The organism is Duganella sp. OV510 (assembly GCF_900100205.1).
Taxonomy (GTDB): domain Bacteria; phylum Pseudomonadota; class Gammaproteobacteria; order Burkholderiales; family Burkholderiaceae_D; genus Rugamonas.
The window spans coordinates 442,575-466,094 of sequence record NZ_FNEQ01000002.1 but is presented as its reverse complement, the minus strand read 5'-3'; the positions used below and the strand labels follow the sequence as shown (position 1 = coordinate 466,094).

At 60.0% G+C, this 23,520-nt stretch carries 24 protein-coding genes and 1 tRNA gene; 16 read left to right on the top strand and 9 right to left on the bottom strand.

Annotation, left to right across the window (positions count from 1 at the left end):
• Positions 1–196 precede the first annotated feature (196 nt).
• From pepN to BLS51_RS09145, 3 genes are all read left to right on the top strand, one after another.
• The gene (gene pepN, locus BLS51_RS09155; protein ID WP_090181357.1) at positions 197–2,839 is read left to right on the top strand and encodes an aminopeptidase N; all 2,643 of its coding nucleotides are present in this window, start codon (positions 197–199) and stop codon (positions 2,837–2,839) included.
• A gap of 22 nt (positions 2,840–2,861) precedes the next feature.
• Positions 2,862–3,866, top strand: coding sequence for a class 1 fructose-bisphosphatase (locus tag BLS51_RS09150; protein ID WP_090181361.1), 1,005 nt, complete (start codon positions 2,862–2,864; stop codon positions 3,864–3,866).
• A gap of 105 nt (positions 3,867–3,971) precedes the next feature.
• Positions 3,972–4,047 (top strand) — tRNA-Thr (locus BLS51_RS09145).
• Between the two features lie 251 nt (positions 4,048–4,298).
• Here the strand turns inward: BLS51_RS09145 and BLS51_RS09140 are convergent.
• Positions 4,299–5,951 (bottom strand): AIPR family protein, encoded by a 1,653-nt coding sequence (locus BLS51_RS09140; protein ID WP_090181363.1) that lies wholly within the window; start codon positions 5,949–5,951, stop codon positions 4,299–4,301.
• Positions 5,952–6,440: 489 nt separating this feature from the next.
• Between BLS51_RS09140 and BLS51_RS09135 the strand changes: the two genes are divergently transcribed.
• The 3 genes from BLS51_RS09135 to BLS51_RS09125 all read left to right on the top strand — a co-directional run bounded on the left by BLS51_RS09135 (position 6,441) and on the right by BLS51_RS09125 (position 9,197).
• Positions 6,441–7,133, top strand: coding sequence for a response regulator transcription factor (locus BLS51_RS09135; RefSeq protein WP_090181366.1), 693 nt, complete (start codon positions 6,441–6,443; stop codon positions 7,131–7,133).
• Positions 7,126–8,277 carry a sensor histidine kinase gene (locus BLS51_RS09130; RefSeq protein WP_090181368.1) on the top strand — a complete coding sequence of 384 codons (1,152 nt, stop codon included), beginning with the start codon at positions 7,126–7,128 and terminating at the stop codon, positions 8,275–8,277. The genes BLS51_RS09135 and BLS51_RS09130 overlap by 8 nt, the downstream gene beginning before the upstream one ends.
• Before the next feature lie 74 nt (positions 8,278–8,351).
• Positions 8,352–9,197 (top strand): extracellular catalytic domain type 1 short-chain-length polyhydroxyalkanoate depolymerase, encoded by an 846-nt coding sequence (locus BLS51_RS09125; protein WP_090181371.1) that lies wholly within the window; start codon positions 8,352–8,354, stop codon positions 9,195–9,197.
• A gap of 44 nt (positions 9,198–9,241) precedes the next feature.
• On the opposite strand, the gene BLS51_RS09120 is transcribed toward BLS51_RS09125, so the two are convergent.
• A complete protein-coding gene (locus tag BLS51_RS09120; RefSeq protein WP_090181374.1) occupies positions 9,242–9,409 on the bottom strand; it encodes a Flp family type IVb pilin in 168 nt (55 codons plus the stop codon).
• A gap of 176 nt (positions 9,410–9,585) precedes the next feature.
• Between BLS51_RS09120 and BLS51_RS09115 the strand changes: the two genes are divergently transcribed.
• Positions 9,586–10,002: a DUF1801 domain-containing protein gene (locus BLS51_RS09115; RefSeq protein WP_090181377.1), complete on the top strand. Its 417-nt coding sequence runs from the start codon at positions 9,586–9,588 to the stop codon at positions 10,000–10,002.
• A gap of 4 nt (positions 10,003–10,006) precedes the next feature.
• Here the strand turns inward: BLS51_RS09115 and BLS51_RS09110 are convergent, their stop codons facing one another.
• Both BLS51_RS09110 and BLS51_RS09105 read right to left on the bottom strand, forming a co-directional pair.
• Positions 10,007–10,591 carry a hemerythrin domain-containing protein gene (locus BLS51_RS09110; protein WP_090181380.1) on the bottom strand — a complete coding sequence of 195 codons (585 nt, stop codon included), beginning with the start codon at positions 10,589–10,591 and terminating at the stop codon, positions 10,007–10,009.
• A gap of 84 nt (positions 10,592–10,675) precedes the next feature.
• Positions 10,676–11,734: an FUSC family protein gene (locus BLS51_RS09105; RefSeq protein ID WP_090181384.1), complete on the bottom strand. Its 1,059-nt coding sequence runs from the start codon at positions 11,732–11,734 to the stop codon at positions 10,676–10,678.
• A 90-nt stretch (positions 11,735–11,824) separates the two neighbouring features.
• Here BLS51_RS09105 and BLS51_RS09100 point away from each other — a divergent pair, with 90 nt between their 5' ends.
• Complete coding sequence (locus BLS51_RS09100) at positions 11,825–12,712, top strand: LysR family transcriptional regulator (RefSeq protein WP_090181386.1); 888 nt, start codon at positions 11,825–11,827, stop codon at positions 12,710–12,712.
• Here BLS51_RS09100 and BLS51_RS09095 read toward each other — a convergent pair.
• Positions 12,690–13,658: a LysR substrate-binding domain-containing protein gene (locus tag BLS51_RS09095; RefSeq protein WP_090181388.1), complete on the bottom strand. Its 969-nt coding sequence runs from the start codon at positions 13,656–13,658 to the stop codon at positions 12,690–12,692. The two genes, BLS51_RS09100 and BLS51_RS09095, sit on opposite strands and share 23 nt — an antisense overlap.
• 105 nt (positions 13,659–13,763) lie before the next feature.
• Here BLS51_RS09095 and BLS51_RS09090 point away from each other — a divergent pair, with 105 nt between their 5' ends.
• Positions 13,764–15,020, top strand: coding sequence for an aminotransferase class V-fold PLP-dependent enzyme (locus BLS51_RS09090; RefSeq protein ID WP_090181390.1), 1,257 nt, complete (start codon positions 13,764–13,766; stop codon positions 15,018–15,020).
• On the opposite strand, the gene BLS51_RS09085 is transcribed toward BLS51_RS09090, so the two are convergent.
• Positions 15,017–17,104: a TonB-dependent receptor gene (locus BLS51_RS09085; protein WP_090181392.1), complete on the bottom strand. Its 2,088-nt coding sequence runs from the start codon at positions 17,102–17,104 to the stop codon at positions 15,017–15,019. The genes BLS51_RS09090 and BLS51_RS09085 overlap by 4 nt on opposite strands.
• A gap of 84 nt (positions 17,105–17,188) precedes the next feature.
• Positions 17,189–17,560 carry a DUF2946 domain-containing protein gene (locus BLS51_RS09080; protein WP_090181395.1) on the bottom strand — a complete coding sequence of 124 codons (372 nt, stop codon included), beginning with the start codon at positions 17,558–17,560 and terminating at the stop codon, positions 17,189–17,191.
• 153 nt (positions 17,561–17,713) lie between these two features.
• On the opposite strand from BLS51_RS09080, the gene BLS51_RS09075 reads away from it, so the two are divergent.
• Positions 17,714–18,403: a hypothetical protein gene (locus BLS51_RS09075; RefSeq protein WP_090181398.1), complete on the top strand. Its 690-nt coding sequence runs from the start codon at positions 17,714–17,716 to the stop codon at positions 18,401–18,403.
• Between the two features lie 18 nt (positions 18,404–18,421).
• A complete protein-coding gene (locus tag BLS51_RS09070; RefSeq protein WP_090181401.1) occupies positions 18,422–19,075 on the top strand; it encodes a TonB family protein in 654 nt (217 codons plus the stop codon).
• Here the strand turns inward: BLS51_RS09070 and BLS51_RS09065 are convergent, their stop codons facing one another.
• Both BLS51_RS09065 and BLS51_RS09060 read right to left on the bottom strand, forming a co-directional pair.
• A complete protein-coding gene (locus tag BLS51_RS09065; protein WP_229207492.1) occupies positions 19,076–19,261 on the bottom strand; it encodes a hypothetical protein in 186 nt (61 codons plus the stop codon). It abuts the gene before it with no gap.
• A 43-nt stretch (positions 19,262–19,304) separates the two neighbouring features.
• Positions 19,305–19,727, bottom strand: a complete 423-nt coding sequence (locus BLS51_RS09060) for a response regulator (protein ID WP_090182209.1) — start codon at positions 19,725–19,727, stop codon at positions 19,305–19,307.
• A gap of 199 nt (positions 19,728–19,926) precedes the next feature.
• On the opposite strand from BLS51_RS09060, the gene msrA reads away from it, so the two are divergent.
• The 5 genes from msrA to BLS51_RS09035 all read left to right on the top strand — a co-directional run bounded on the left by msrA (position 19,927) and on the right by BLS51_RS09035 (position 23,460).
• Complete coding sequence (gene msrA, locus BLS51_RS09055; protein ID WP_090182210.1) at positions 19,927–20,430, top strand: peptide-methionine (S)-S-oxide reductase MsrA; 504 nt, start codon at positions 19,927–19,929, stop codon at positions 20,428–20,430.
• A 108-nt stretch (positions 20,431–20,538) separates the two neighbouring features.
• On the top strand, positions 20,539–20,937 hold the full coding sequence (locus BLS51_RS09050; RefSeq protein WP_090181408.1) for a DUF1842 domain-containing protein: 399 nt from the start codon (positions 20,539–20,541) through the stop codon (positions 20,935–20,937).
• A 45-nt stretch (positions 20,938–20,982) separates the two neighbouring features.
• On the top strand, positions 20,983–21,996 hold the full coding sequence (locus tag BLS51_RS09045) for a cupin-like domain-containing protein (protein ID WP_090181411.1): 1,014 nt from the start codon (positions 20,983–20,985) through the stop codon (positions 21,994–21,996).
• 15 nt (positions 21,997–22,011) lie between these two features.
• Entirely contained in the window at positions 22,012–22,746 is a 735-nt protein-coding gene (locus BLS51_RS09040) for a YoaK family protein (RefSeq protein WP_090181414.1), read from the top strand.
• 18 nt (positions 22,747–22,764) lie between these two features.
• On the top strand, positions 22,765–23,460 hold the full coding sequence (locus tag BLS51_RS09035) for a TetR/AcrR family transcriptional regulator (RefSeq protein ID WP_090181415.1): 696 nt from the start codon (positions 22,765–22,767) through the stop codon (positions 23,458–23,460).
• Positions 23,461–23,520: the final 60 nt, after the last annotated feature.

Below are 23,520 nucleotides of genomic sequence, written 5' to 3'. Positions count from 1 at the left end.
CTCAGATAAGACGGTATTTTCCAGAGCTAAGTGTATGTCGCACCCCTGGAGCTTGCACGATTATTACAGAATGTTACCGCATCGTGGAAAGTGGCAACTTACGGGTTGGAAAGCTTGACTGAAATGACAATTCCGCGCGTCCCCCGGCCCCGTATTGGTAAAATATGCTTTTGCCTACGTCCTTTCAGAGTCTCCAATGCGCACAGACAGCAGCCCCACGACGATTTACCGCAAAGATTACACCCCTCCGGCCTTCCTGGTGGATACCGTAGAACTGGGTTTCGACCTGTCTCCGGCCCGCACCGTGGTCGCCAACCGCGTCACGCTGCAGCACAATCCAGCCTCGAAGAGCCATGACATCGTGCTGCACGGCGAGGAAATCGAACTGGTGCAACTGCGCCTCAACGGCCAACTGCTGGTCGCCGGTGACTACGAGCTGACCGAATCCACGCTGACCATCCGCAACGCCCCGGCCGATGTCGTGCTGGAAATCGAAACCCTGTGCGCGCCGGTGGAAAACACCACGCTGTCCGGCCTCTACGTTTCCAACGGCAATTTCTTCACCCAGTGCGAAGCCGAAGGCTTCCGCCGCATCACCTTCTTCCCCGACCGTCCCGACGTCATGGCCAAGTTCACCGTGATGCTGCGCGCCGACAAGGCCGCCTATCCGGTACTGCTGTCCAACGGTAACCTGATCGAGGAAGGCGAGCTCGGCGATGGCCGCCACTACGCCAAGTGGGAAGACCCGTTCAAGAAGCCAGCCTACCTGTTCGCCCTGGTTGCTGCCAGGTTGGTGTGCCAGGAGGAGAAATTCAAGCTGGCCGATGGCCGCGAAGTGCTGTTGCAGGTGTGGGTGGAGGAGGGCAACCTCGACAAGACCGACTACGCCATGCAGTCGCTCAAGCACTCGATCCGCTGGGACGAGGAACGCTTCAATCTGGAACTCGACCTTGACCGCTTCATGATTGTCGCCGTCGGCGATTTCAACATGGGCGCGATGGAAAACAAGGGCCTGAACATCTTCAACACCAAGTTCGTGCTGGCCAACCCGCGCACGGCCACCGACATCGACTATGCCGGCATTGAGGCGGTGGTGGGCCATGAATACTTCCACAACTGGACCGGCAACCGCGTCACCTGCCGCGACTGGTTCCAGCTATCGCTGAAAGAAGGCCTGACAGTGTTCCGCGATCAGGAATTCAGCGCCGACATGATCGGCACCGACAGCGGCCGCGCCGTCACCCGCATCGACCAGGTGCGCACACTGCGCCAGGCGCAGTTCCCGGAAGACGCCGGCCCGATGTCGCACCCGGTGCGCCCGGACTCCTTCGTCGAAATCAACAACTTCTACACGGTGACCGTGTACGAAAAAGGCGCCGAAGTCGTGCGCATGTACCAGACCCTGCTGGGCCGCGACGGCTTCCGTAAGGGCATGGACCTGTACTTCGAACGCCACGACGGCCAGGCCGTCACCTGCGATGATTTCCGCGCCGCCATGGCCGACGCCAACCAGCGCGACCTGGCGCAATTCGAGCGCTGGTACTCGCAGGCCGGCACACCGGTCGTCACCGCGCGCACCCGCTACGATACGGCCAGGGGCAACTTCGACATCATCCTGTCGCAGCGCGGCAAGCCTGACCAACTGCCGTTCCACATTCCGGTGGCGGTTGGCCTGCTGGACGCCCACGGCAAGGACCTGCCGCTGACGCTGGAAGGCGGCAAGCATGAGAAATGCGCCACCACGGTGGTGCTGGAGTTGACCGAACAAGAGCAGATCTTCCGCTTCCGCAACGTCGAGGAACGGCCGATTCCATCGATCCTGCGCGATTTCTCGGCGCCGGTGATCCTCGAACACGACTATACCGACGACGAACTGCTGCACCTGTTCAAGCACGATAGCGACCCGGTCAACCGCTGGGAAGCCGGTCAGCGCCTGGCAATGGAACGCCTGCTGAAGCTGACCTCGCAAGTGGCGGCGCACGGTGGCAGCAACCTCAAGCTGGACCAGACCTTCATTAACGCCCTGCGCACTGTGCTGACCGATGAAACGCTGGACCCGGCCTTCCGCGAGCTGGCGCTGATCCTGCCGTCGGAAACCATCATCGCCGAGCAGATGGACGTGGTCGACCCGCAAGCCATCCACACCGCACGCCAGTTCATGCGCCGCACCATCGGCGCCGCGCTGAAGAGCGAACTGCTGGCGCAATACCACGCCAACCAGACGCCGGGCGACTACAGCCCGGACGCGCTGTCGGCCGGCAAGCGCGCGCTGAAGAACCTGTGCCTGTCCTACCTCCTGGTGGCGCCGTCCGAAGAGGAATTCACACTGGCGCAGCAACAGTTCGACCAGGCCACCAATATGACCGACCGCGCCGCCGCACTGGTGGCGCTGATCCACAGCGGCACCGAAGCCGGCAACTACCTGAGCGCCTTCTACAACGACTTCGACAACGAAGCGCTGGTCATCGACAAATGGTTTGCCATGCAGGCCTCCGCGCCGACCACCAATGTGGCGGCCGTGCGCCAGCTGATGCAGCATCCAGCCTTCACGCTGAAGACGCCGAACCGCGCCCGCGCACTGATCTTCAACTTCACCAACGCCAACCCGTCGCAATTCCACGCGGCCGATGGCAGTGCCTACGAATTCTGGGCCGAGTACGTCATCAAGCTGGACGCCATCAACCCACAAGTGGCGGCCCGCCTGGCGCGCGCCATGGACCGCTGGCGCCGTTACGCGCCGGCGCTGCAGGCGAAGATGAAACAGGCGCTGGAAAAGGTCGCCGCGCAAAAACTGTCGAACGACGTCTCCGAAGTCATTACCAAAGCGCTGGCCAACTAATCACAATCAACCAAGGGCACACATGAAACGAGTCAGTCTCACCCAATACCTGGTGGAAGAACAACGCCAGCACAACACGATCCCGGCCGAGCTGCGCCTGCTGATCGAAGTCGTCGCGCGCGCCTGCAAAACCATCAGCCACTCGGTCGGCAAGGGCGCACTGGGCGAAGTGCTGGGCACCGCCGAGACCGAAAACATCCAGGGCGAAGTGCAGAAGAAGCTGGACATCATCTCCAACGAGATTCTGCTGGAAGCTAATGAATGGGGCGGCCACCTGGCGGCGATGGCGTCGGAAGAGATGGAATCGATCCACCCGATCCCGAACCGCTATCCAAAGGGCGAATACATGCTGTTGTTCGATCCGCTGGACGGCTCGTCGAACATCGACGTCAACGTCTCGATCGGCACCATCTTCTCCGTGCTGAAAGCACCGGAAGGCATGGGCCAGCCAAGCGAGGCCGACTTCATGCAGGCCGGCACCAAACAGGTCGCCGCCGGCTACGCTGTCTATGGCCCGCAGACCATGCTGGTGCTGACCACCGGCCACGGCGTCAACTGCTTCACGCTGGACCGTGAGATGGGCTCGTGGGTGCTGACCCAGCGCGACATCCAGATTCCGGCCAAGACCAAGGAATTCGCCATCAATATGTCGAACCAGCGCCACTGGCATCCGCCGGTGCAGCGCTACATCAGCGAACTGCTGGCCGGCGACACCGGCCCGCGCGGCACCAACTTCAACATGCGCTGGATCGCCTCGATGGTGGCCGACGTGCACCGCATCCTGAATCGCGGCGGCATCTTCATGTACCCGGCCGACACCCGCGACACCTCGATGCCCGGCAAGCTGCGCCTGATGTACGAAGCGAATCCGATGGCCTTTATCGTCGAACAGGCGGGCGGCGCGGCCACCGACGGCAAGCAGCGCATCATGGACATCCAGCCGCACAAGCTGCACCAGCGCGTGCCGGTTTTCCTCGGCTCGCGCGACGAAGTTGCGGTGGTCACCGGCTACCACAACGAGGGCTGACAAGCCTCAGATCCGCGCAAGGCAATGAATTTGTAGCAACTAGGCTAAAATTTATCGTTTTGGGGCTGGTTGGAGTGCAGGTTCTTTGTTAAAATGCGGGTCGTCGCCGCTTTAGCTCAGTTGGTAGAGCAGTTCATTCGTAATGAAAAGGTCGCCAGTTCGATTCCGGCAAGCGGCACCAGGAACAAGCAAAAACCCGTTTTTCTCGTTGAGAAAAGCGGGTTTTTTTGTTTTGAGATCAAATTCGACGGCGGATCATAAATCTACACTTTTTGACGGCAAAGTCGTCAGATACTTCCTCGAGCGCTTGGCAGTCGACATCATTGTCAAAGTTCTGGCGTAGGCAAAGGCGTATTGGTAGTGAATTGCGTACTAGGAATCATGCCCGCTTACCAGTTTTGCCTCTTTTTGAGCCTACTCAACTATCGACAACTAGCTGGAAAGTCGTTTTTTATTACCTTTCACGGAATTTCCAGATAACAGTGCGTCTTTCAGCAGCTGACATTTTTTGGCATTTTTAAAAAGTGCACCTAGATAAGCATCAGGATAGTTTTGAGCAATTGCAATCATGAGTCTATTATGGATGTCTTGGATTAAGGCAATACTTGGGCTAGACTTAGTGGAGGTTATTGCAATGTGCTCAATGAATCTATTTCCATAAACCGCTAATTGCAGATCCCGCCCGGCCTGTTTAGATGCGAAACTAGAAAGAATTTTTGTGGCCTTTCTGTGTTTCTGTACTACAGCCCATGCATTTTTTACGTCAATGTTGTTTGAAAATATTTTTGGATAATATGCATTTCTATCAGTTAACTCGCCTACATTACTTTTCGCCGTCACGACATCAACCATATTGGAGCTTGAAACCGCAAGAGTTAATGCTAATTCTTGAACGTCTAATCCAGTTTTTTCATCAGTGACGGGGTCACCGCGACGGAAACAATATTGAACATTGTTTCTCTTGAAAGATTCAGCTAACCCATTCTGCAATTCATCTAGCGCTAGAAAATCTTTGGCTTCTACTTTATTTTGTGTATTCGTAGCCGTTGTAATATTGCTGGATAAATTTAACGACGAGTTTTCGAGTGAAATTATTTTTATTTGTACATATCCTCTTTTCACAATAGTAGGTTTTTTAATAGAAGCGGCGTATATGGAGCTAGTTGTTTGAGCTCCGTTAACAATTTTTAAGTTGCTAACTTTCCAAAGCGAACTTTCCTTTTTTGCTCCTAGCCCGACTCGGGCGCGTTTGATGTCGTTTGCTATGGCAGTCAGACCATTATTTAGATACCAAAATTCCTCTGGATTTCGTAATAGACTATTTTCTATCTGTAAGTTTATTTCGCTGTCAGATAATGTTCCACGTATGTTTTCAGAAAAAAGTAAATCTTCGTGTGTAGAATACCATTCGGCGATATCTGCACAAGATATCTTCCCATATATTGAGTAATATGGCTCAATTTGCTCTCCCCATTGTAATAAACTCAGTTCTACATCGGTGCTAGCTCCTGTTTGAGCAGCTTTAATTGTCCTTACTATTTTTCGCAAATCAAACTTGCTAAATGTAACTACCTCCTGCGAGTCGGAGTTGTTTTCGTTAAGGAATTGAGCGATTATTTCTTTGCAGTCTGGGCTAAGGTCATTGTCACTGTTAAATGCAGTTATAATAACTACCTCTGGGTCATTTTGTAGTCCGCTGGATATTTCTGAGCTTATGGATTTGAAACGCAAGTTGAATTTCTTCCATTCTTCATTGAGTAATAGATAAATACCCGCGATAAATTTTCTTAAGTCGCCTGTGTCGATTGTCCCAGTGCCTTTTGTAGACCATTTTGCTTGAATTATATATAATTTATTTTTTTTATCGTCATAGTAAACTCCGTCTATCCCATTGTCTTTGGTTCCATCGGTAATGTAATTTGCCAAATTCTCGTAACCTAATCCCGATAGCCCGGCTAAAGTAATCGCAACAAGTCCTCTTGACATCAACTTTTGTTCGTCACCCAAGCAGTCTTTAAGAAAAATATGCTCTTTTATAGCATTGTTTATATGATTTTTTACTCTACTAGTAAGTATTGGACTCATTACTTTCCTTTTGGATTAATCTTAATAATAAATATTTACAACGGGGGAATCTTAACCAACGCGTTTCGATTGGCTTGCTGCTAAGAATAGCATCTTGCATTTGTGACATATTCACCAAATGTCACACTCCATGCGATAGCGACAAAGTGGCGTTATTCTTTGTATCTGCCTCGCGCAGATTGCCCTATACGTGCGAATCGATTGATTAGCGAAGCTTGTAGGAATGCTGAGCTAGCCCCTTGCCAGCCGATGACTTTTTTACGTCGCGCGCTGCTCACCACGACAGCAGTTCGGCGAAGGATGTGGCGAGTGTGAGCACCGTGATCGGATATTTATCGCATCACCCAACACCTTATCTCATCGCCAGGCCTTACGCCGTGCCGATAGGATGCTGGTGATTTTTTGAGGTGAACAGGGCCATTCGCTTGCATTATCCCGTTTGGTAGCTGTTAGGATAACATTTGCACAGATGCAAACTCCTTCATTTCTATGACGCGCAGCCCTTTAACCATCCTGGTAGTGGAAGACCATCCGACGATCGCCCGTCAGGTGGTGGATTTCCTCGACGGTTTGCAGTGGCACACCGATCACGCGGCCAGCGGCGCGCTGGCGATCGAGCTGGCGACGCGTGAGGCTTATGATGTGGTGCTGCTCGATTTGAATCTGCCGGATATGGACGGGCTGGAGGTGTGCCGCGCTATCAAGCAGCGCGCGCCGCGCAATGTGCCGGTGTTGATGCTGACCGCGCGCGATGCCTTTGAGGACAAGGCGCGCGGCTTCAACGAGGGGGCGGATGATTATCTGACCAAGCCTTTCGATTTGCGCGAACTGGCCTTGCGCTGTGAAGCGCTGGCGCGTCGCAGTCAGCTGCACGTCAGCCAGGAGATACAGCTTGGACCGCTGATGCTGCTGCAACGCGAGAAGCGTGCGCTGTACCACAACACGCCGCTCTCACTGACGCAGATTGGTTTCAAGCTGCTGCTGAAGCTGTGCAGCGCCTACCCGCAATCCGTGTCGCGCTCGGCGCTGACGCACGAGGTATGGGGCACCAGTCCGCCGGATAGCGATGCTCTGAAGTCGCACATCTATGCCCTGCGCAAGCAGCTGGAGCAGGCTGGCGCGGAGCAGCTCATTGTGACCATTCCGCACCTGGGCTACCGCCTGGTGCTGCCGGATGTTTAGCTCGATCCGGCATGGCCTGTTTGCCGCACTGGCTGGCTTCACGATTCTGATCTGCCTCGCGTACACCGCACTGGCGCTGGTCATTTCCTATGTGACGGAAGATATGCTGGTGGACCGCCTGCTGGAGCGCGAGGCCGCTGGCATGTCGGCGCATTTCCGTGCGCACGGCGAGATCAAACTGCCGGCGAGCGATTTCATTCGTGCGTATCGCAGCGTGGATGCCTTGCCGCCAGCGGTGCGTGAGCCGGTCGTTGCTGGACGCGAGCGTGCCGAGATTTCCACCGGCACTGGCCAGCACTATCATCTTCGCGCGCTGAATCTGCCGTCGCAGAAAATATATCTGTTGGCGGATGTGCAGCCGTTGCTGGTGGTCTCCAAGCTGTTCCAGGAGGTCGGCGGTTTTCTGACGGCGGTGGCATTCGGCTTGATTGCGCTGGCGTTATTGCTGGCTTACTGGCTGTCGCGGCGGCTGGTGTCTCCGCTGCTGGTGCTGGCGGATGAGGTGCGCAGTCAAACGCCGGCGTTCAGTGCGGCACATCGGCGCGATGAAATCGGTTATCTGGCGCAGAAGCTGGACACGACGATCAGCGAATTACAGGCATCGCTGGATCGGGAGCATGCCTTTACGCGCGATGTTAGCCACGAGCTGCGCACGCCGCTGACGGTGATGAATAATGCACTGGCCGTTCAGGATCTGGCGCAGTTGCAGGCCGGGCTGGCGGAGATCGGCAATACCGTTGATGTGCTGTTTGCGCTGGCGCGGGCGGAGCATGTTGCGCAGGAGGTGGTCGATCTGCGCGGCTGTATCGAGGATAGCTTGCTGCGGCTGATGACGGATGATGTGCAGCTGACGCTCGAACTGCCCGAACGGTTGCCTGTGCTGGGTAATCGCCATCTGATCGCGCTGCTGGTCAATAACTGCCTTGGCAATGCCTTGTTCCACGGTGGGCCTGCGTGCCGGCTGGCGCTGTCGTTTGATGATGGTGTTCTGAGCATCGGCAATACCGTGAACCGGGCTGCCACAATGCAGGGCTTCCAGCATGGTCAGAATCTGCTGCAGCGGATTGCGACGGCAATGCGCTGGGAAATCAGCTTCCATGCCGGCGACATGGCGTACCGTGTCGATATCGTGCCGCGCCAATAATCGGAAAATTTCACCGCGATTTCACCGGCGGTTTTTTATGCTGCGTGCTCGATAACTTTTCTCGGGTGTGCATTATGAAAATCCTCATCAGTTTCCTGACTCTGGTGTGTTTGTCTTTGCCGGCGTTCGCGCAGGTGAAGTCACTTGTCTACAAAGAGGAGAAGCGGCGCTATCTGGTGTATACGCCCACGTCGTATGGCGAACAGCCACAGAAGGCGTTTCCGCTGGTGTTCAATTTTCATGGCAGCGGCATGACGATGGCGGAGCAAATGTTGTACACGCAAATGAACCGCGCGGCGGACCGGCATCAGTTCATCGTCGTTTATCCGCTAGGGATCAAGCAGGATTGGAACGTGGGCTTTGGCATGTCATATCTTGAAGGGACGGATGATATCGGCTTTACCGAGGCGCTGCTGGCCAGGTTGAAGCAGGATTATCGCGTGGACGCCCGGCGGGTGTATGCGACCGGCTTGTCGCGCGGTGGCTTCTTCTCGTTGCGGATCGCGGCGGAGCTGCCGCAGTTGTTCGCGGCGGTGGCCTCGGTGGGTGGGCCGATGCCGGAGCCGGTGGTGCAGCATCATACCAAGCCTGGCAATGTTGGCGTATTGCTGATACATGGTACGGCGGACCAGGTGGTGGCGTATGGCGGCAAGGCTGGCGGCTATCTGTCGGCGGAAGATACCTATAGCTATTGGTTGAAGCGGAATGGCAGCGCGGCCGGTACGGCAAGCCAGCGCGCCATTGGCACGGAGGTGACGTGGAAGGAGCAGGACAATGTGGCGCTGGCGACGGTCAAGGATGGCGGACATACCTGGCCGGGCGCGGATCCGTTCAATGTCGGCCTGCCGATCGGTAAGACGACGCGCGATATCGATGCCAATGAGGTAATCTGGCAGTTCTTCTCAAAGCACAGCCGATAAAAAAAATCCGGCGCGAAGGCCGGATTTCTTGAAGCAGGCGCTGATTACGACGATTTGATCAGGCCGGAGATGTAGGTCAGCGAAGCGGTGATCTTAGGGCCCAGGATGGCCAGGCCGGCGGTGATCGCGGCGGCGATGGCTGCTGCCATCAGGGCGTATTCAATAGCGGTGATGCCGTCTTCGTTGTTGATGAAGTTTTTGATTGCGTTCATGATTGAATCCTCGTTAAAGTTGGTTAAATGGCTTGTTGCATCAACTAAAACGGGGTTCAGGTTTTAGGTACTGCGTTACTGCTTGTGTTCCGATGTAAGACATTCTACGCACCCGATCCGCGCCACACATCGGACAAACGTCACGATCTGCGGTGACATATGTCATGGAGATCCATATGGCTGAGAACAAGACCAGGCCGACCGCATCCAGCGTCGACGATTATCTTGCCGCCAAGGGCAGCCCGCAGCAGGTGGCGGATTGCCGCGCGCTGATGCAGCTGTTCGAGAAGGTCAGCGGCCAGCCGCCGGTGATGTGGGGCGTGGGCATCGTGGGCCACGGCGCCTATCGCTACACCTATGAAAGCGGCCGCACCGGCGAGGCACCCTTGCTGGGCTTTGCCCTTCGCAGCAAGGAGATCGTGGCGTATCTGATGCTGGACGGCGCAGTGCAGGATGCCTTGCTTGCAAGGTTGGGCAAGCATAAAGTCGGCAAGTCCTGCCTGTACTTCAAGCAGCTGGCGGATCTGGACCCGGCTGCGCTGGAGCTATTGGCCCTCGCCTCCGTTTCCGAGATCAGGCGGCGATACGGCTGACCGATCACGCAGGCTTGGCTTTCCTGCTCAGCAGCAGCGCGGCGGCTGCGGTGCCAACCACGCCCAGTACTAGCGCGGCGGTGCTGCCGGAAAAGCCGACTGCGGTTTCCATGGCGATCTTGCCGGCTTTCGGGCCGACCAGTTCCAGGCGGCGCCTTGTCATCGCCGCGCCCAGTTCACTGAGGCGGTCCTTGCCCAGCAGGCGCTCGGCGTGCGGCAGCAGCACGGTTTCTTCGTCAGCGACGTGGTGGATCACGTCGCGCATCAGCTCTTGCAGCAGCTGGCCATGCCGGATATCGGTGGCTGGCGTGGCACGCAACTCGGCGATCAGGCGGCGCATCTCATTATGTTCAGGTACGCTCTTCTGCAGTACCGGCTCGTTGCTGTCGATGCTGCGCATGGCCGGGTAAAAAATCTCTTCTTCCAGCGTGGCGTGGATTTCCAGCGCGTCGCAGATGGTTTCTGCCAGCGCTTTCTTGACCTTCGGCTTGGCGTCCGCCGTGTATTGATGGAAGGTGACCAGCACGTGCGAGTGGTCGAAGCGGATCATGTCGGTAATGGTCGGGCTGAGTTTCTTAAGCGAAAACATAACGATGTCTCCTGGCTGGGGGCTGGGAGTTCCATCATAGCGGCGACGCCGCGCCACTTGCGTAGGATGACGCCGATTTGCGTGTCAGACAGCGCCGCGTTTCAGCAGCTTATCCGTCAGCGGCCACAGTACCAGCGTGGCGGCGATGGCGATCGCGCTGCCGAGCAGGTTGTTTTCCAGCCGCGCCAGCGCGTAGTTGTAATCAATGGCCGGCATGGCGTAATCGGCCACCAGCACGAAGGAGGGCGTCAGGAAGGCGACGAACACGCTGTAGCCCACCGGCCGCAAGGCCATCGTCAAACCGATCAGCAGGAACACCGCCAGCGCGATCTGCAGCGGCGTTTGTGCCAGGCCGCTGATGGCAATCGCAATCAGGGTGCCAACCACCGTGCCCAGTGCGCGCTCGACGCTGCGCGGCAGCGTGCCGGAAGCGGACGGTTGAAGGATCAGCAGCACCGCCATGGTGGCCCAGTAGCCGCAGGGCAGATCAAGAATATGCACGGTCAGGTAGGCGGTGGTGGTGGCGATGCCGAGACGCAGCGCGAAGTGCATGCCGTCGCTGGACAGCGAGGTGTGTTCGCGCAGTTGGGCGATGGCGTCGCGCACCGTCTGCACGGCGGCCTGCTGCCAGCTGGTGTTGTGATACTCCGGCGCGAAAGGACGGATCTGCCAGATCACCATGCTCAGCGCGGTGGCGAACAGGCAGCCCAGCAGGTACAGGCCGAGGTAGGCCATGTCGCCGGCTGCCGCCGATGGATGGTCGATCATCACCACGCAGGCGGTGGCCGCCAGGATCGCCACTTGATACGGGCGCTCGCCCCAGATACGCGTCAGGCCGGCCATCGTGACGAAGATCAGGATGGCCAGCGCACCGGCGGTCGGGCTCAGTGCGGCCGTGTAGGTCACCAGCGCGCCGCCCACCGTCGACAGCAGGGCGAACGACAGCATCGACGCCAGGCGGCTGCGCGCGGTGTCCGGCGCTGTGGCCAGCGAGGTCCAGAAGGCGCCGATGGCGGCCCAGGAGAAATCCGGCACGTTCAGCGCGCAGCCCACCAGCAGCATGATGGCGGAAGCCGAGGCGGCACGCATCCCGTCCAGCAGGTTGGCTTTGGCGGCGGTGGTGGTGATGAGGGTCTTGAACATGACGATAGATTAAAAGACCGGCATCGGCAAATCCAATATTTCGTGGTAGTCTCTTCAAGACGAAAAAGATATCGATACGTAAGGAGTCATATGGAATTTCGCCAGTTGCGTTACTTCCTGGCGGTGGCCGAACATCTGCATTTCACCGTGGCGGCCGAGCGGCTGGGCATCGCACAGCCGCCATTGAGCCAGCAGATCATCAAGCTGGAACGGGAGATCGGCGCCAAGCTGTTCATCCGCCATCCGCGCCGGGTGGAGCTGACCGAGGCGGGCGTGATCTTCAAGGAGCGCGCCCAGCGCGTGCTGGAAGATGCCAACGACGCGCTGGAACATGTCAAGATGGCGGCGCGCGGCGAGAGTGGCCATTTGTCGATCGGCTTTGCCGGTTCCACAGTATTTCATCCGACGGTGGCGCGGTTGCTGCGCCGCTTCCGCGAGGACTATCCGGGCGTGAAGATCCGTACCGAGGAAAGCAACGCCGCCGCGCTGGTCGGCAAGCTGGCGGATGCGCAGGTGGATTGCGCGATGATACGCCTGCCGCTGGACTGCGGCGATGCCGTGGTCACCACATTGGTGCAGGAGAAAATGATCGCGGTGCTGCCGAATGGCCATGCGCTGGGCCGTCGCCGCACCATCGACCTGAAGCAGCTGGCTGCCGATCCGTTCATCCTGTATCCCCGCGCGATCGGGCCGGAGCTGTATGACGCCATCATCAGCGCCTGCCGCACGGCCGGCTTCTCGCCGAAGATCGAGATGGAGTCGCCGCAGATTTCTTCCGGCGTCAACATGGTGGCAGCGGGCTTCGGCGTGGCCATCATTCCGGAATCGATTGGCCAGTTCCGCGCCGAGGGCGTGACTTATCAGGACATCAGCAACAAAGACCTGGGCACGGCGATTGCGCTGATTACGCGGCCGCGCGAGAAGTCTGTCACCGTGAATAACTTCCGCGAACTGGTCAAGCAGTTTCACCGGCGTTGAGGTCGAAGCTGTGCAGCGGGCCTGAGTGCTCGCCAGCCGCCATCGCCTCCGACAAGGTGCGCATGTCGATTTCCAGCCGCTTGCGCATGGCGCCCAGCATCTGCCGCACAAAGGGCGACGCCGGCTGCGCGGCGGGTTGCACCGTCAGCGAGGTGTAGGTCAGCCGTTCGGAGAAAGGACGGAACACCAGCCCGGCGTGCAGGTAGTCGCAAGCGGTGATGGGATTCACGACGGCGATGCCGACCTGGTTGCGTACCAGCTCGCACTGGCTGATGGTGAACGGGCATTCGACCACCGTGCGCAGTTCCACGCCGTGATTGCGGCAGATGCGGTCCAGCCGCAGGCTGACGCTGTCCTCGGGATTCAGCGCGATGAATGGATACCTCGCCAGCATGGCGGGCGTTATCCGCTTGTGCCGCGCCAGCGCATGGCTGGCGGGCAGGGCAACCACGCCGAAGTAATGTGCGAATAAAGTTGTTTCGATCCCGCTGGTGGAGACATCGTCCGCCACCACGCCCAGCTCCGCCTCGTTGCCGAGGATACGTTTGCGGACATCGGCCGAGCCCATAATCTGTAGTGATACCAGCGTGCGTTCGCGCTGCTGCGTCAGATCCGCCAGCACGCGTGGCAGAAAGCCGACGCCAACGCCGGGAAAGCTGGCAATGCGGATGCGGCCTTCGCCGAACTGCCGCAGCGCGCGCAGGCGCTGTTCGATCACTTCCATGCCCACAAAATGCCGCTCCACTTCCGCCAGTAATGCTTTGGCTTCCTGCGTCGGTTGCAGCTTGCCGCCGGTGCGCAGGAACAAGGCCAGGCCGGCGCTGTTTTCCAGCCGGCGCAGCGACTGGCTGATGGCGGGCTGTGTCAGGTTCATCAACCGGGCAGCCTTGGTGGCCGAGCCGGTGGTCATCACTACCCGAAAGATCTCTATTTCGCGGCTCAGCATGGCGGCACCTATAACTGGAATTTATGGAATGATAAATCATGCGCCATGCACGATGATGGCCAATCTCTATACTGGTCTGCAATATCAACTCTGTGGAGGTGCGGGATGGATGGATTTCAGGCTGGCCGGCGCAAGCTGCTTGGGGCGGCTGTAGGCATGACGGCATTGACGGCGGCAGGTGCGTCACGCGCTGCACCGGCAAGCGGCGCCGATTGGGACGCAATCGCGCAGAGTTACGATATCGCCGGCGACTTCGTCAACCTGGAGAATGCCTACTACGGCATCATGGCGCGGCCGGTGGCGGAGGACTTCAAGCGCAATATCGATTACCTGAATCGCTATAACTCCTACCACCTGCGGCGGCAGTTCGACCGCGCCGGCATGGATCAGCTGCGCACGCTGCTGGCAGCGCACACCGGCGTGGCGCCGGAAGAACTGGCGATCACGCGCGGCGCCACTGAGTCGCTGCAAAACCTGATCTGCAATTACAAGTTGCTGAAGCGTGGCGACAGCATCATGTACGCCAATCTGGATTATGACGCCATGCAGTACGCGATGAACGACCTGGCGCAACGCAGCGGCGCCAAGGTGGCAGTGGTGCAGTTGCCGGATCAGCTTAACCGCCAGGCCGCCGTCGACACCTATGACAAGGCGCTGCGCGCCAATCCACGTACGCGGCTGCTGCTGCTTACCCACATCAACCACCGCACCGGCTTTGTGCTACCGGTGGTGGAGATTATCAAGCTGGCCAAGGCGCGCGGCGTCGATGTGATTCTAGACGTGGCGCAGTCGTGGGGACAGCTGGATTACAAGCTGCCGGACCTGGGCGCGGACTTCATTGGCGCCAACCTGCACAAGTGGGTGGGAGCGCCGCTGGGCACCGGTTTCCTGTACATCCGCAAGGAGCGGCTGGCGGATATCGGCATCGAACGCGGTGACGAGGATTACGCCGTCACCGACATCCGTTCGCGCGTCCATTCCGGCACGGTGAACGCCGCCGCGCTGATGACCATCCCCGCTGCGCTCAAGCTGCACGACGATATCGGCGTGGCGAATCGCGGCCGCCGCCTGCGTGCGCTGCGCGACCACTGGGTAAGTCAGCTGCGCGGCCATGACGGTGTGCAGATCCTGACGCCGGACGAGGAGGGCAGCTACGGCGCTGTCACCTCGTTCCGCCTGAAGGGCCACACCAGCTTCGAGCAGAACGTGGCGCTGGTGAACCGGCTGGTGGAGCAGTACCGCATCTTTACCGTTGCCCGCAAAGGCCCGGCGGGCGGCGCCTGTATCCGCGTGACGCCGGGGCTGTTCACGCGCACCGCAGATCTGGATCAGCTGGTCGCCGCCATCCGCAACCTCGCCTAGAATGCCTGGCGAAGTTGCAGCTCGTAGCGCCGGTCCGCACCGAGCAGCCATTGGGCGCTGTTGTAGTAGGCGGTCTGCGCGTAGCGCTTGTCGAAGACATTGAAGCCACGCGCAGTCAGCGCGGTGCGGTCGGCCAACTGCCAACGCAGGCCCAGGTCGACGGTGGTGTAGGCCGGCATCTTCAGCGTATTGGCGCTGTCGGCGTTGAGTTCGCCGACATAGTGGGCGCTGGCGAGTGCCGTCCATTGCGGCGCGATGCGGTAGCTGCCGAAGATATTCGCCATCCGTTCAGGGACATCTGCCGGCGTATTGCCGGCGCGCGACACCAGCTTGCCGCCGCTGTTCTCGTTGAATTCATCGTACTGCGCGCGCAGCGCGGTGGCATTCGCCTCCAGTCGCCACAGTGCGCCGTGGCTGAATACCACGGTCGCTTCCAGGCCGCGCGACGACTGTTCGCCGACCTGAATGCTGCGGCTGATATTGCTCGGGTCGCGCGTCAGCAGATTGTTCTTGACGATGCGGTAGGCGGATAGCGTCCACTCGCCATCGCCGCCCCAGAATGTCTGCTTGGCGCCGGCTTCGATCTGCTTGCCCTTGGCCAGGTCGAACGCGGCGCGCGTGGTATTGGTGAACAGCAGCGGGCCGAGCGGATCGTGCGCCACCGAATACTGCGCATACAACGCGGTATGTTCGTTCAGCGCGCGCACCGCGCCGAGGCGGTAGCCGGTGTTGCTGAAGGTTTTATCGAACGATGACGATGGCGTCACCAGGTCGCGCTTTTCCACTTCGTCGCGGTCGTGGCGCAGGCCGGCCACCAGCGATAGCTTGTCGTCCAGTTGCAGGCGATTCTCGATGAAGCCGGCGTACTGGCGCGCACGCACCTGGTACTTGAGGAAGGCGTTGTCAGGGCTGAAGAATTCGCCTGCCAGCGGTTGATCGATATCGACCACGCTGCTGCCTGAGTAGGGCGAGTTATTGGTGTGGCCGAAGCGGCTGCGATTGAATTCCACACCGCCGGAGAAGGTGTTGCGCATGCCGAACAGCAGACCGTTCAGCGTGGCCACGGTCATATTGCCGGACTGCTCCTGGTTGTGGCGGATCTCGGTGTAGTCGGAGCGTTCGATTTGCGTGGTGCCGGGCAGCCAGCTGTAGCTCTCGGCGTTGCGCCATTGACGCCTGCTGCGGATGTGATACAGCGTGCTGCTGACCGATACGCCATCCACAGGCTGCCAGTGCAGCGCGGCGCTGGTCTGCTGGTCGCGATATTGAATCACGCCGTCGGCCACGTTGTAGTTCTTGTCATAGGTGCGCGGCGAGAACTGGCCGTCAATCAGCGGTACGCCAAAGTAGCGCATCGGATGCTGGTCGCTCTGCGCGTGCGAGAGCACCACATTCAGCGTCGGGCTGATGTCGTAGCGCAGCGCGGCGGAGATATTGTTATCGCGCGATTCGCCATTGGCCATCCAGTTGTCGCTGCGGTTGCCGCTGACGTCCAGCCGGTAGGACAGCTGTTCGCTGATGCCGCCGCCGCTGCCGAAGCCGTAGCGCCGCGTGTCATGGCTGCCTGCGCCCAGCATGATCTCGTTCTGTATCGCTCCGGCGCCGGGCTTGCGTGGAATGATGTTGACCACACCGCCAATGGCGCCGGCGCCGTAGATCACCGAGGCCGGGCCGCGCAGAACTTCGATGCGCTCGACCGACCAGGTGTCGAACGGGAAGGTCAGCGCGCCGCTGCCGTACTGCTTCATGCCGTCATACAGCTGGGTGACGGAGGCCAGGTCGGTGAAGCCGCGCGCCGCCAGCGCCGAGCCGCCGTTGCCCGGATGCGGGAAAACATTGAGGCCGGCGGCACGGCTCAAGGCATCCACGATACGGGCGTCGCCGCGATCGACCAGTTGCGCGCGGCTGATGCTTTCGATGCTGGCCGGCGTTTCCAGCGGCGTCAGTCCGAGGTTGCTGCCGGTGCTGGTGTTGCGTTCCAGGCTAGCTTGTTGTGCGCCCTTGATTTCCACGGTGGGCAGGTCTTCCGCATACGCGTTCATGTTCATTGCGGCGGCGATAAAAATAACAGGATGGATTTTCATGATGTATCTGCGTTGAGTGCCGCGCGCACGCGGCGAAGCAGCCCAAGCGCGCAAAGGCGTCGGGCGATAAGGCACTGCTGGAACTCAAGCGGAGAAAGGTGGCGCGCGCGGGTTGGCCGTGGACCAGGCGAACAGCGGCTTTGGGGCGTGATAGAACAGCGCGGGGAAAACCGCCTGGCCGGAAGGCAGCGGGAAATGCCAGGCAGATGGTGGCGGTAGCGACGGTGGCGTCGCATGCGCGGCGCAATACGGGCAGTGCTCGAAGGCGTGGACGATGGCGTCCGACAGCGACTTGCCCTTCAGCGGCTGCTGACCGCTGACCGTACACATCTCCAGCCCAGGAATTGTCGAGGCGGCTGTCACCGCGTGCGAAACGGAAGGTGCGATGGCACTGAACAGGAGCGCCAGGATGGCGATCCACAAGTGCAGTACATTCCGTTTATCCGATAAGCGCATCCACGAATTATAGCCAGCGCGGGGCGCCCCGGTCTACAAGCTGCGTCAATAATCCGCCAGCCTGGCCCGATCGACTGTCCTTGCTGATGAGTGCGCGGCGATTTTCCGCGATGAGGTAAATTGTATTTATAACATCAACGAGGAAATCTGCCTATGAAACGTCACGCCACTGTTGCGGCCATGCTGCTGGCCGCGCTGCTCACCGCTTGCCACAAGAAGGAAAAGACCGAGGAGGCGGTGCCTGTCGCCGCACCAGTTCCGGCTCAGGCCACCGCTCCGGTACCGGCCGCTGATACGCCGCCCGCCGAGCAAACACCTGAACAGCGTGAACAGGCTCGCAAGAAATCACAGCTGGAATATGGCGTGATGGAGGACAAGTACATCAATGATGCGCGCGCCCAGTGGGCCACGCAGGCCAAGGCCAGCTCGGTGTTCGGCGGCGCCGACAAGCGCAAGCCCGGCGATAGCAACACGCCGGAGCGTGCCACCGGTCCGGCGGACGGCAATTCCTGGACCAACGAAAACATCGACAAGGGCTTCGACTGGCTGGAGCTGGAGTACGCCACCCCGGTCAACGCCACCGAGGTGCGGGTGGTGATTGACAGCGGCCAAGGCGTCGAAGCGATCAACAAGGTCGAATTGCAGGACACCGATGGCAAGTGGAGCACCGTGTGGGAAGGCGTCAACGACGTCAAGCGCGACTATCGCGGCAACCGCACCTGGTTTGTGCGCAGCTTCGACAAGACCGCCAACAAGATCAAGGCAGTCAAGCTAACCTACGCCAACAACCTGCAACATGACTACAAGGTGGTCGACGCGGTGCAACTGGTCGGGGACAAGTAAGCGCGCTATGATCGCGGCATGAACAAGAAATTGCTTGCGCTTGCCGCTGTCGTCCTGATTGTCGTCGTTATCAACCTGGTCGGACGTGCTCAGCCTGAAGTGCAACGGGTGCCGTTCGCGGCGCTGCTGACGCCAGCCAGCTGCGCGCAACCGCAGTGGCCGGCCGAAGCGGTCCGCTACGAAATCACCGGCACCACCATCATCAGCTTCCAGATCGGCCAGGACGGCAAGGTGCGCAAGCCCACCGTCAGCAAAAGCAGCGGCTGGCAGATACTCGACGCCGCCGCCATCGCCGGCATCACGCAATGCGTGTTCCGGTCGGGGCTGAAGGAGGCGCGTGACGGCGCCGTCTTCCCTTTGCAATACGAATGGAAATTCAGCGATGCGCCGGCGCTGCGGCCGCTGCTGGTGAAGGATAGTTGTCAGCCATCGGCGCAGTTTGCCGGCTTCCGCGAAGCCGATCAGCGATCGAGCGGTCCGGATGGCATTCTGCTGCGCTTCCTGCTTAACGCCGATAGCGCGCCGGTGCGCGTGGTGGCAGAGCCCAACGGCCAGCCGCAGGCGCTGGTGGGGCAGGCGATCGCTTATCTGCAAACCTGCCGCTTCGCCTACGACGCGCAATTGAGCGGCGAACGCACCGATACCGCTTTCGGCCGCGTGTTGCTGAAATAGCTAGCGCAGGTCGCCGGCACGACGCTGTTCGGCGTCGTTCAGCACGCGGGCGATGACAGCCAGCGGCAGGCCGGCGTCTTCAAGGAACAGGGCAGCCGCTTCGCGGCCTTGTTTTTGCTTCATGGCAATGCCGGCATTGACGGCGATCGCCTTGTCGCGGTCGGGGCGGGTACGTCTCTCAAGCATGATGACACCTCCTGTCTGACCTCAGACAGTATCACAAAAGCAATTACACTGCCTCGCTGAGGGCAGCCGTGCAGAGTTGCTCACGCTTGGCCAGCGCATTGCGCACGGCGGCCAGAATACGGTCCAGGTTGGCCGGCTTGATGACATGTTCGTCAAAGCCGGTATCGACCACGCGCTGGCGGGTGACTACGTCGCCCCAGGCGGTGAAGGCGATCAGCGCGACGTCATCGTAGTCCGGCACAGCGCGCAGCGCAGCCGCCACCTGGTAGCCGTCCATGCCCGGCATGCCGAGATCGAGCAGCACCGCGTGCGGCTGGAAAGTGCGTACCGCTTCCAGGCCGGCCAGGCCAGCATAGGCGACGGCGGTGCGGTAACCCTGCAGTTCCAGCAGCTCGGCGGAGATATCGGCCGCTTCGTTGTTGTCGTCTACGACTAAAATACGTTGGATGGGTTTGGTCTGGTCCATGATCTCGGAACGGTAAAAAAACACGACGTTCGGCTGGGTCCAGGCCGGGGAATTGGTAGCGCGACAAACTAGGGGGCACGCGTGAAGGGAGCTAATTGGCTTTCCTAACGTCAATTATAGTGGGATTTCAGGTATTTGCTTGAAGAAATATGTATCTGTCTCCAAATTGAGCAAGAACATTTATGGAAAGGAATTCAATATGACGACCAAAACAGAGAGGGCCATCCTGGCTGGCGGCTGCTTCTGGGGCATGCAGGACCTGATCCGCAAGCAGCCGGGCGTGGTCAGTACCCGTGTCGGTTACAGCGGCGGCGATGTGGCCAACGCCACTTACCGCAACCATGGCACGCACGCCGAGGCGATCGAGATTGTCTTCGATCCGGCCGTCACCAGCTACCGCAAGATGCTGGAATTTTTCTTCCAGATCCACGATCCGAGCACCAGCAACCGCCAGGGCAACGACATCGGCACCAGTTATCGTTCTGCCATCTTCTACGCCAGTGACGAACAGAAGGCGGTGGCTGAGGACACCATCGCCGACGTCAACGCTTCCGGCTTGTGGCCGGGCAAAGTGGCGACCGAACTGGCGCCGGAAGGCCCGTTCTGGGAGGCGGAACCCGAGCATCAGGACTATCTGGAGCGCATTCCGAACGGCTACACCTGCCATTACATCCGTCCGGACTGGGTTTTGCCTAAGCGATAAAATTGTTGTTAATCAGTGGCTTAGTCATCTGAAGGTATTCGGAAGGACACTTTTCAGCGGCACACCTAGAGTGAAGACCTGTTCCACATCTTCACTTTAGGAAATGCCATGAGTCAGTTATTTGCCGCCGTCTATGAAATCCGCAGCGCCTCCCAGAGCCGTCCTGTTTTGCGCCTGAACCTGGTGGTCAACCGGGTCAACGGCAGCGTGGTTGGCACCGCGATGGTTGAAACCGTTACCGGCGATATTCACGAAATATCGGTGCGCGGCCACCATCTGGAAATCGAAAGTGCCGAGTCTTTGCAGGCCATCGTGCTGGCTGGCACGCCGCCGATTTTTGCCGTGCTGGACGAGCAGCCGGATTCCTTCCAGGCGCTGATGGTGTTGCCTTCGGCTAACAAAACCGGCCAGGCTTATTTCAAGATGAGTGTGGGCAAGATCTATCCGCGCGTCATCGATGTGCGTGACGGTGTCGCCCGCGCGGTGTTGCCGGAGACCGTCTACTAGTATACCGTGTAGCCTGAACCTGATATGTAGGAAAGGGCAACCCGGATGAACCAGCAGGACGCGGCGCCGGCCGTGGAGGTCAACGATTCCTGGCGCGGATGGATCGCCGAAAACCTGATCCTGGGCGGCCATCCCGAGCAGCTGGCCGGCATCATGGTTGCCTCCGGCATTGCCGAGGCTTCGGCGCGCGCTGAAGTCGATGCTGCCCTGCGCAGTCCCTACCTGAGTGGCGTATCGCGCCTGCACAACCGGCTGGCCAAGCGCGACTGGGTGCTGGGCATTCAGTCGCGGCTGAACCGGCTGGCGCAGGCCGAGGTGCCGCGCCGCGCGCGCCTGTCGGGCGACGCCTTTCTGCACGACTATTACCGCCGCAACCAGCCGGTGATCATCACCGGCATGCTGGAGGATTGTCAGGCGAGCAACAAATGGAGCTTTGACTACCTGTCCACTGCGCTGGGCGGGCGCGAGGTCGAAGTGCAGTTTGGCCGCGATGCCGACGCCGACTATGAGCTGAACAGCGTCGCCCACCGCCGCCGCCTGCCGTTTGCCGATTACGTGGAACTGGTGCGCAACGCCGGCGTCACCAACGATTTCTACATGACCGCCAATAACGACGGCCATAACCAGGACGCATTGCGCCAGCTGATGGCGGATCTGCCGCCGCTGTCCGAGTACCTGAGCGAAGCTGGCGGCTTTTTCTGGTTTGGCCCGGCCGGCACCATCACGCCCTTCCACCACGACCTGACCAATAACTTCATGATCCAGGTGGCGGGGCGCAAGCGGGTGCGGCTGATCGCCCCGTGCGACACGCCCAATATCTACAACCAGCGTCACTGCTTCTCGCAAGTCGACGGCCGCGCCATCGACTTGCAGCGCTTCCCGCTGATGGCCAATGTGACCGTCATCGACTGCGTGCTGGCGCCGGGCGAAATCCTGTTCCTGCCGGTGGGCTGGTGGCATTTCGTCGAGGCGCTGGACGTCAGCATCACGGTTTCCACCACCCGTTTCCGGTGGGACAACGACTTTTACAGCCATTATCCGAGCAACCAGGATTACTGACGCGCGAGGCCGCCCATGCCCATGCATTACCTGCGGAGCTACGCCAGCCCGCAACGCGACGACACCGGCAACCGCCGACTCGGGTTATCGCTGGCCTTCGTCGCCGGCGCGGTCAACGCCGGCGGCTTCTTCGCGGTAGGCGAGTACACCTCGCATATGTCGGGCGTGGTGTCGGCGCTGGCGGACAATCTGGTGCTGGGCAAATTCACGCTGCTGCTGGCCGGACTGGGTTCGCTGCTGGCGTTCTTTTTCGGCGCCGCCACCTCGGCCATCCTGATCAACTGGGGCCGGCGGCGCCAGGCGCACAGCCGCTATGCGCTGCCGCTGATGCTGGAGGCGGCGCTGCTGCTGGTGTTCGGGCTGCTGGGCGCGCGGCTGGCGGCGAACGGCCACATTGCCGCCACGGTGGCGCTGCTGTGCTTTGTCATGGGGCTGCAGAACGCCATTGTCAGCAAGGCGTCGCGCTCGGAGATCCGCACCACCCACGTCACCGGCCTGGTGACCGACATCGGCATCGAGCTGGGCAAGCTGTTTTACTGGAACCGCGACCACGCCGCCGACGGCCGTGTCACCGCCGACCGCCGCCGCCTGTCGCTGCTCAGCGCCCTGCTGGCGATGTTCCTGGCCGGCGGGCTGGCCGGTGCTTTCGGCTTCCAGTGGCTGGGCTTCAGCGCCACCGTGCCGCTGGCCTGCGCGCTGCTGTTATTGGCGGTGGTGCCGCTGCTGGACGATGTGCGGCGCGGCGGCTAGTCGTCTATACTCGCCTCCATGAACGATACCCACACCACCCCCGCAGCCAACCACCAGAAGCGTGCCGGCATCGAACGCCGCGAGCGTACCCGCGCGCTGTTGATACGCAGCGCCATCGACGTCTTTGCCCGGCTGGGGCCGGATGCGCCGGTGGTCGACGATTTTATCGCCGCCGCCGGCGTTGCGCGCGGCACCTTCTACAACTACTTCAAGACCGCGCACGAACTGCTGGCCGCCGTCACCGAGGAGTTGAACGAGGAGGTGCTGGGCATGGTCGATCCGCTGGTGCTGCGCTATGACGACCCGGCCGTGCGCTTCTGCGTCGGCACCCGGCTGTACGTGCATTTCGCGCTGCGCTACCCGGTGTGGGGCGCCTTCCTGACCCGCATCGGGCCGGCCCATGCGGTGCGTGGCCGGCGCATGGACCGCTACCTGCTGCGCGACCTGGCGCTGGGCCTGTCCAGCGGCCGCTTTACCGCCGGCAGCGCGCTGGTGGTGCGCGACATGATATTGGGCTCGCTGTTCTTCGGCATCGAGACGCTGCTGACCGAAGGCGGCAGCGACCAGCACATCGAGGACATGCTGTACACGGTGCTGCACGGTATCGGTCTGCCGGCCGAGGAGGCGCGCGCCATTGCCTACATGCCGCTGCCGGCGCTCGGACCGGTGGCGTCGCCGGTGTTTGCCACCCTGAAAACGGTCCAGGACAACTAAGTGTTTCGTGCGGCGGAAGATGGCAGAGCTTGGTATGATGCAGGCCTGATAATTCAGGAT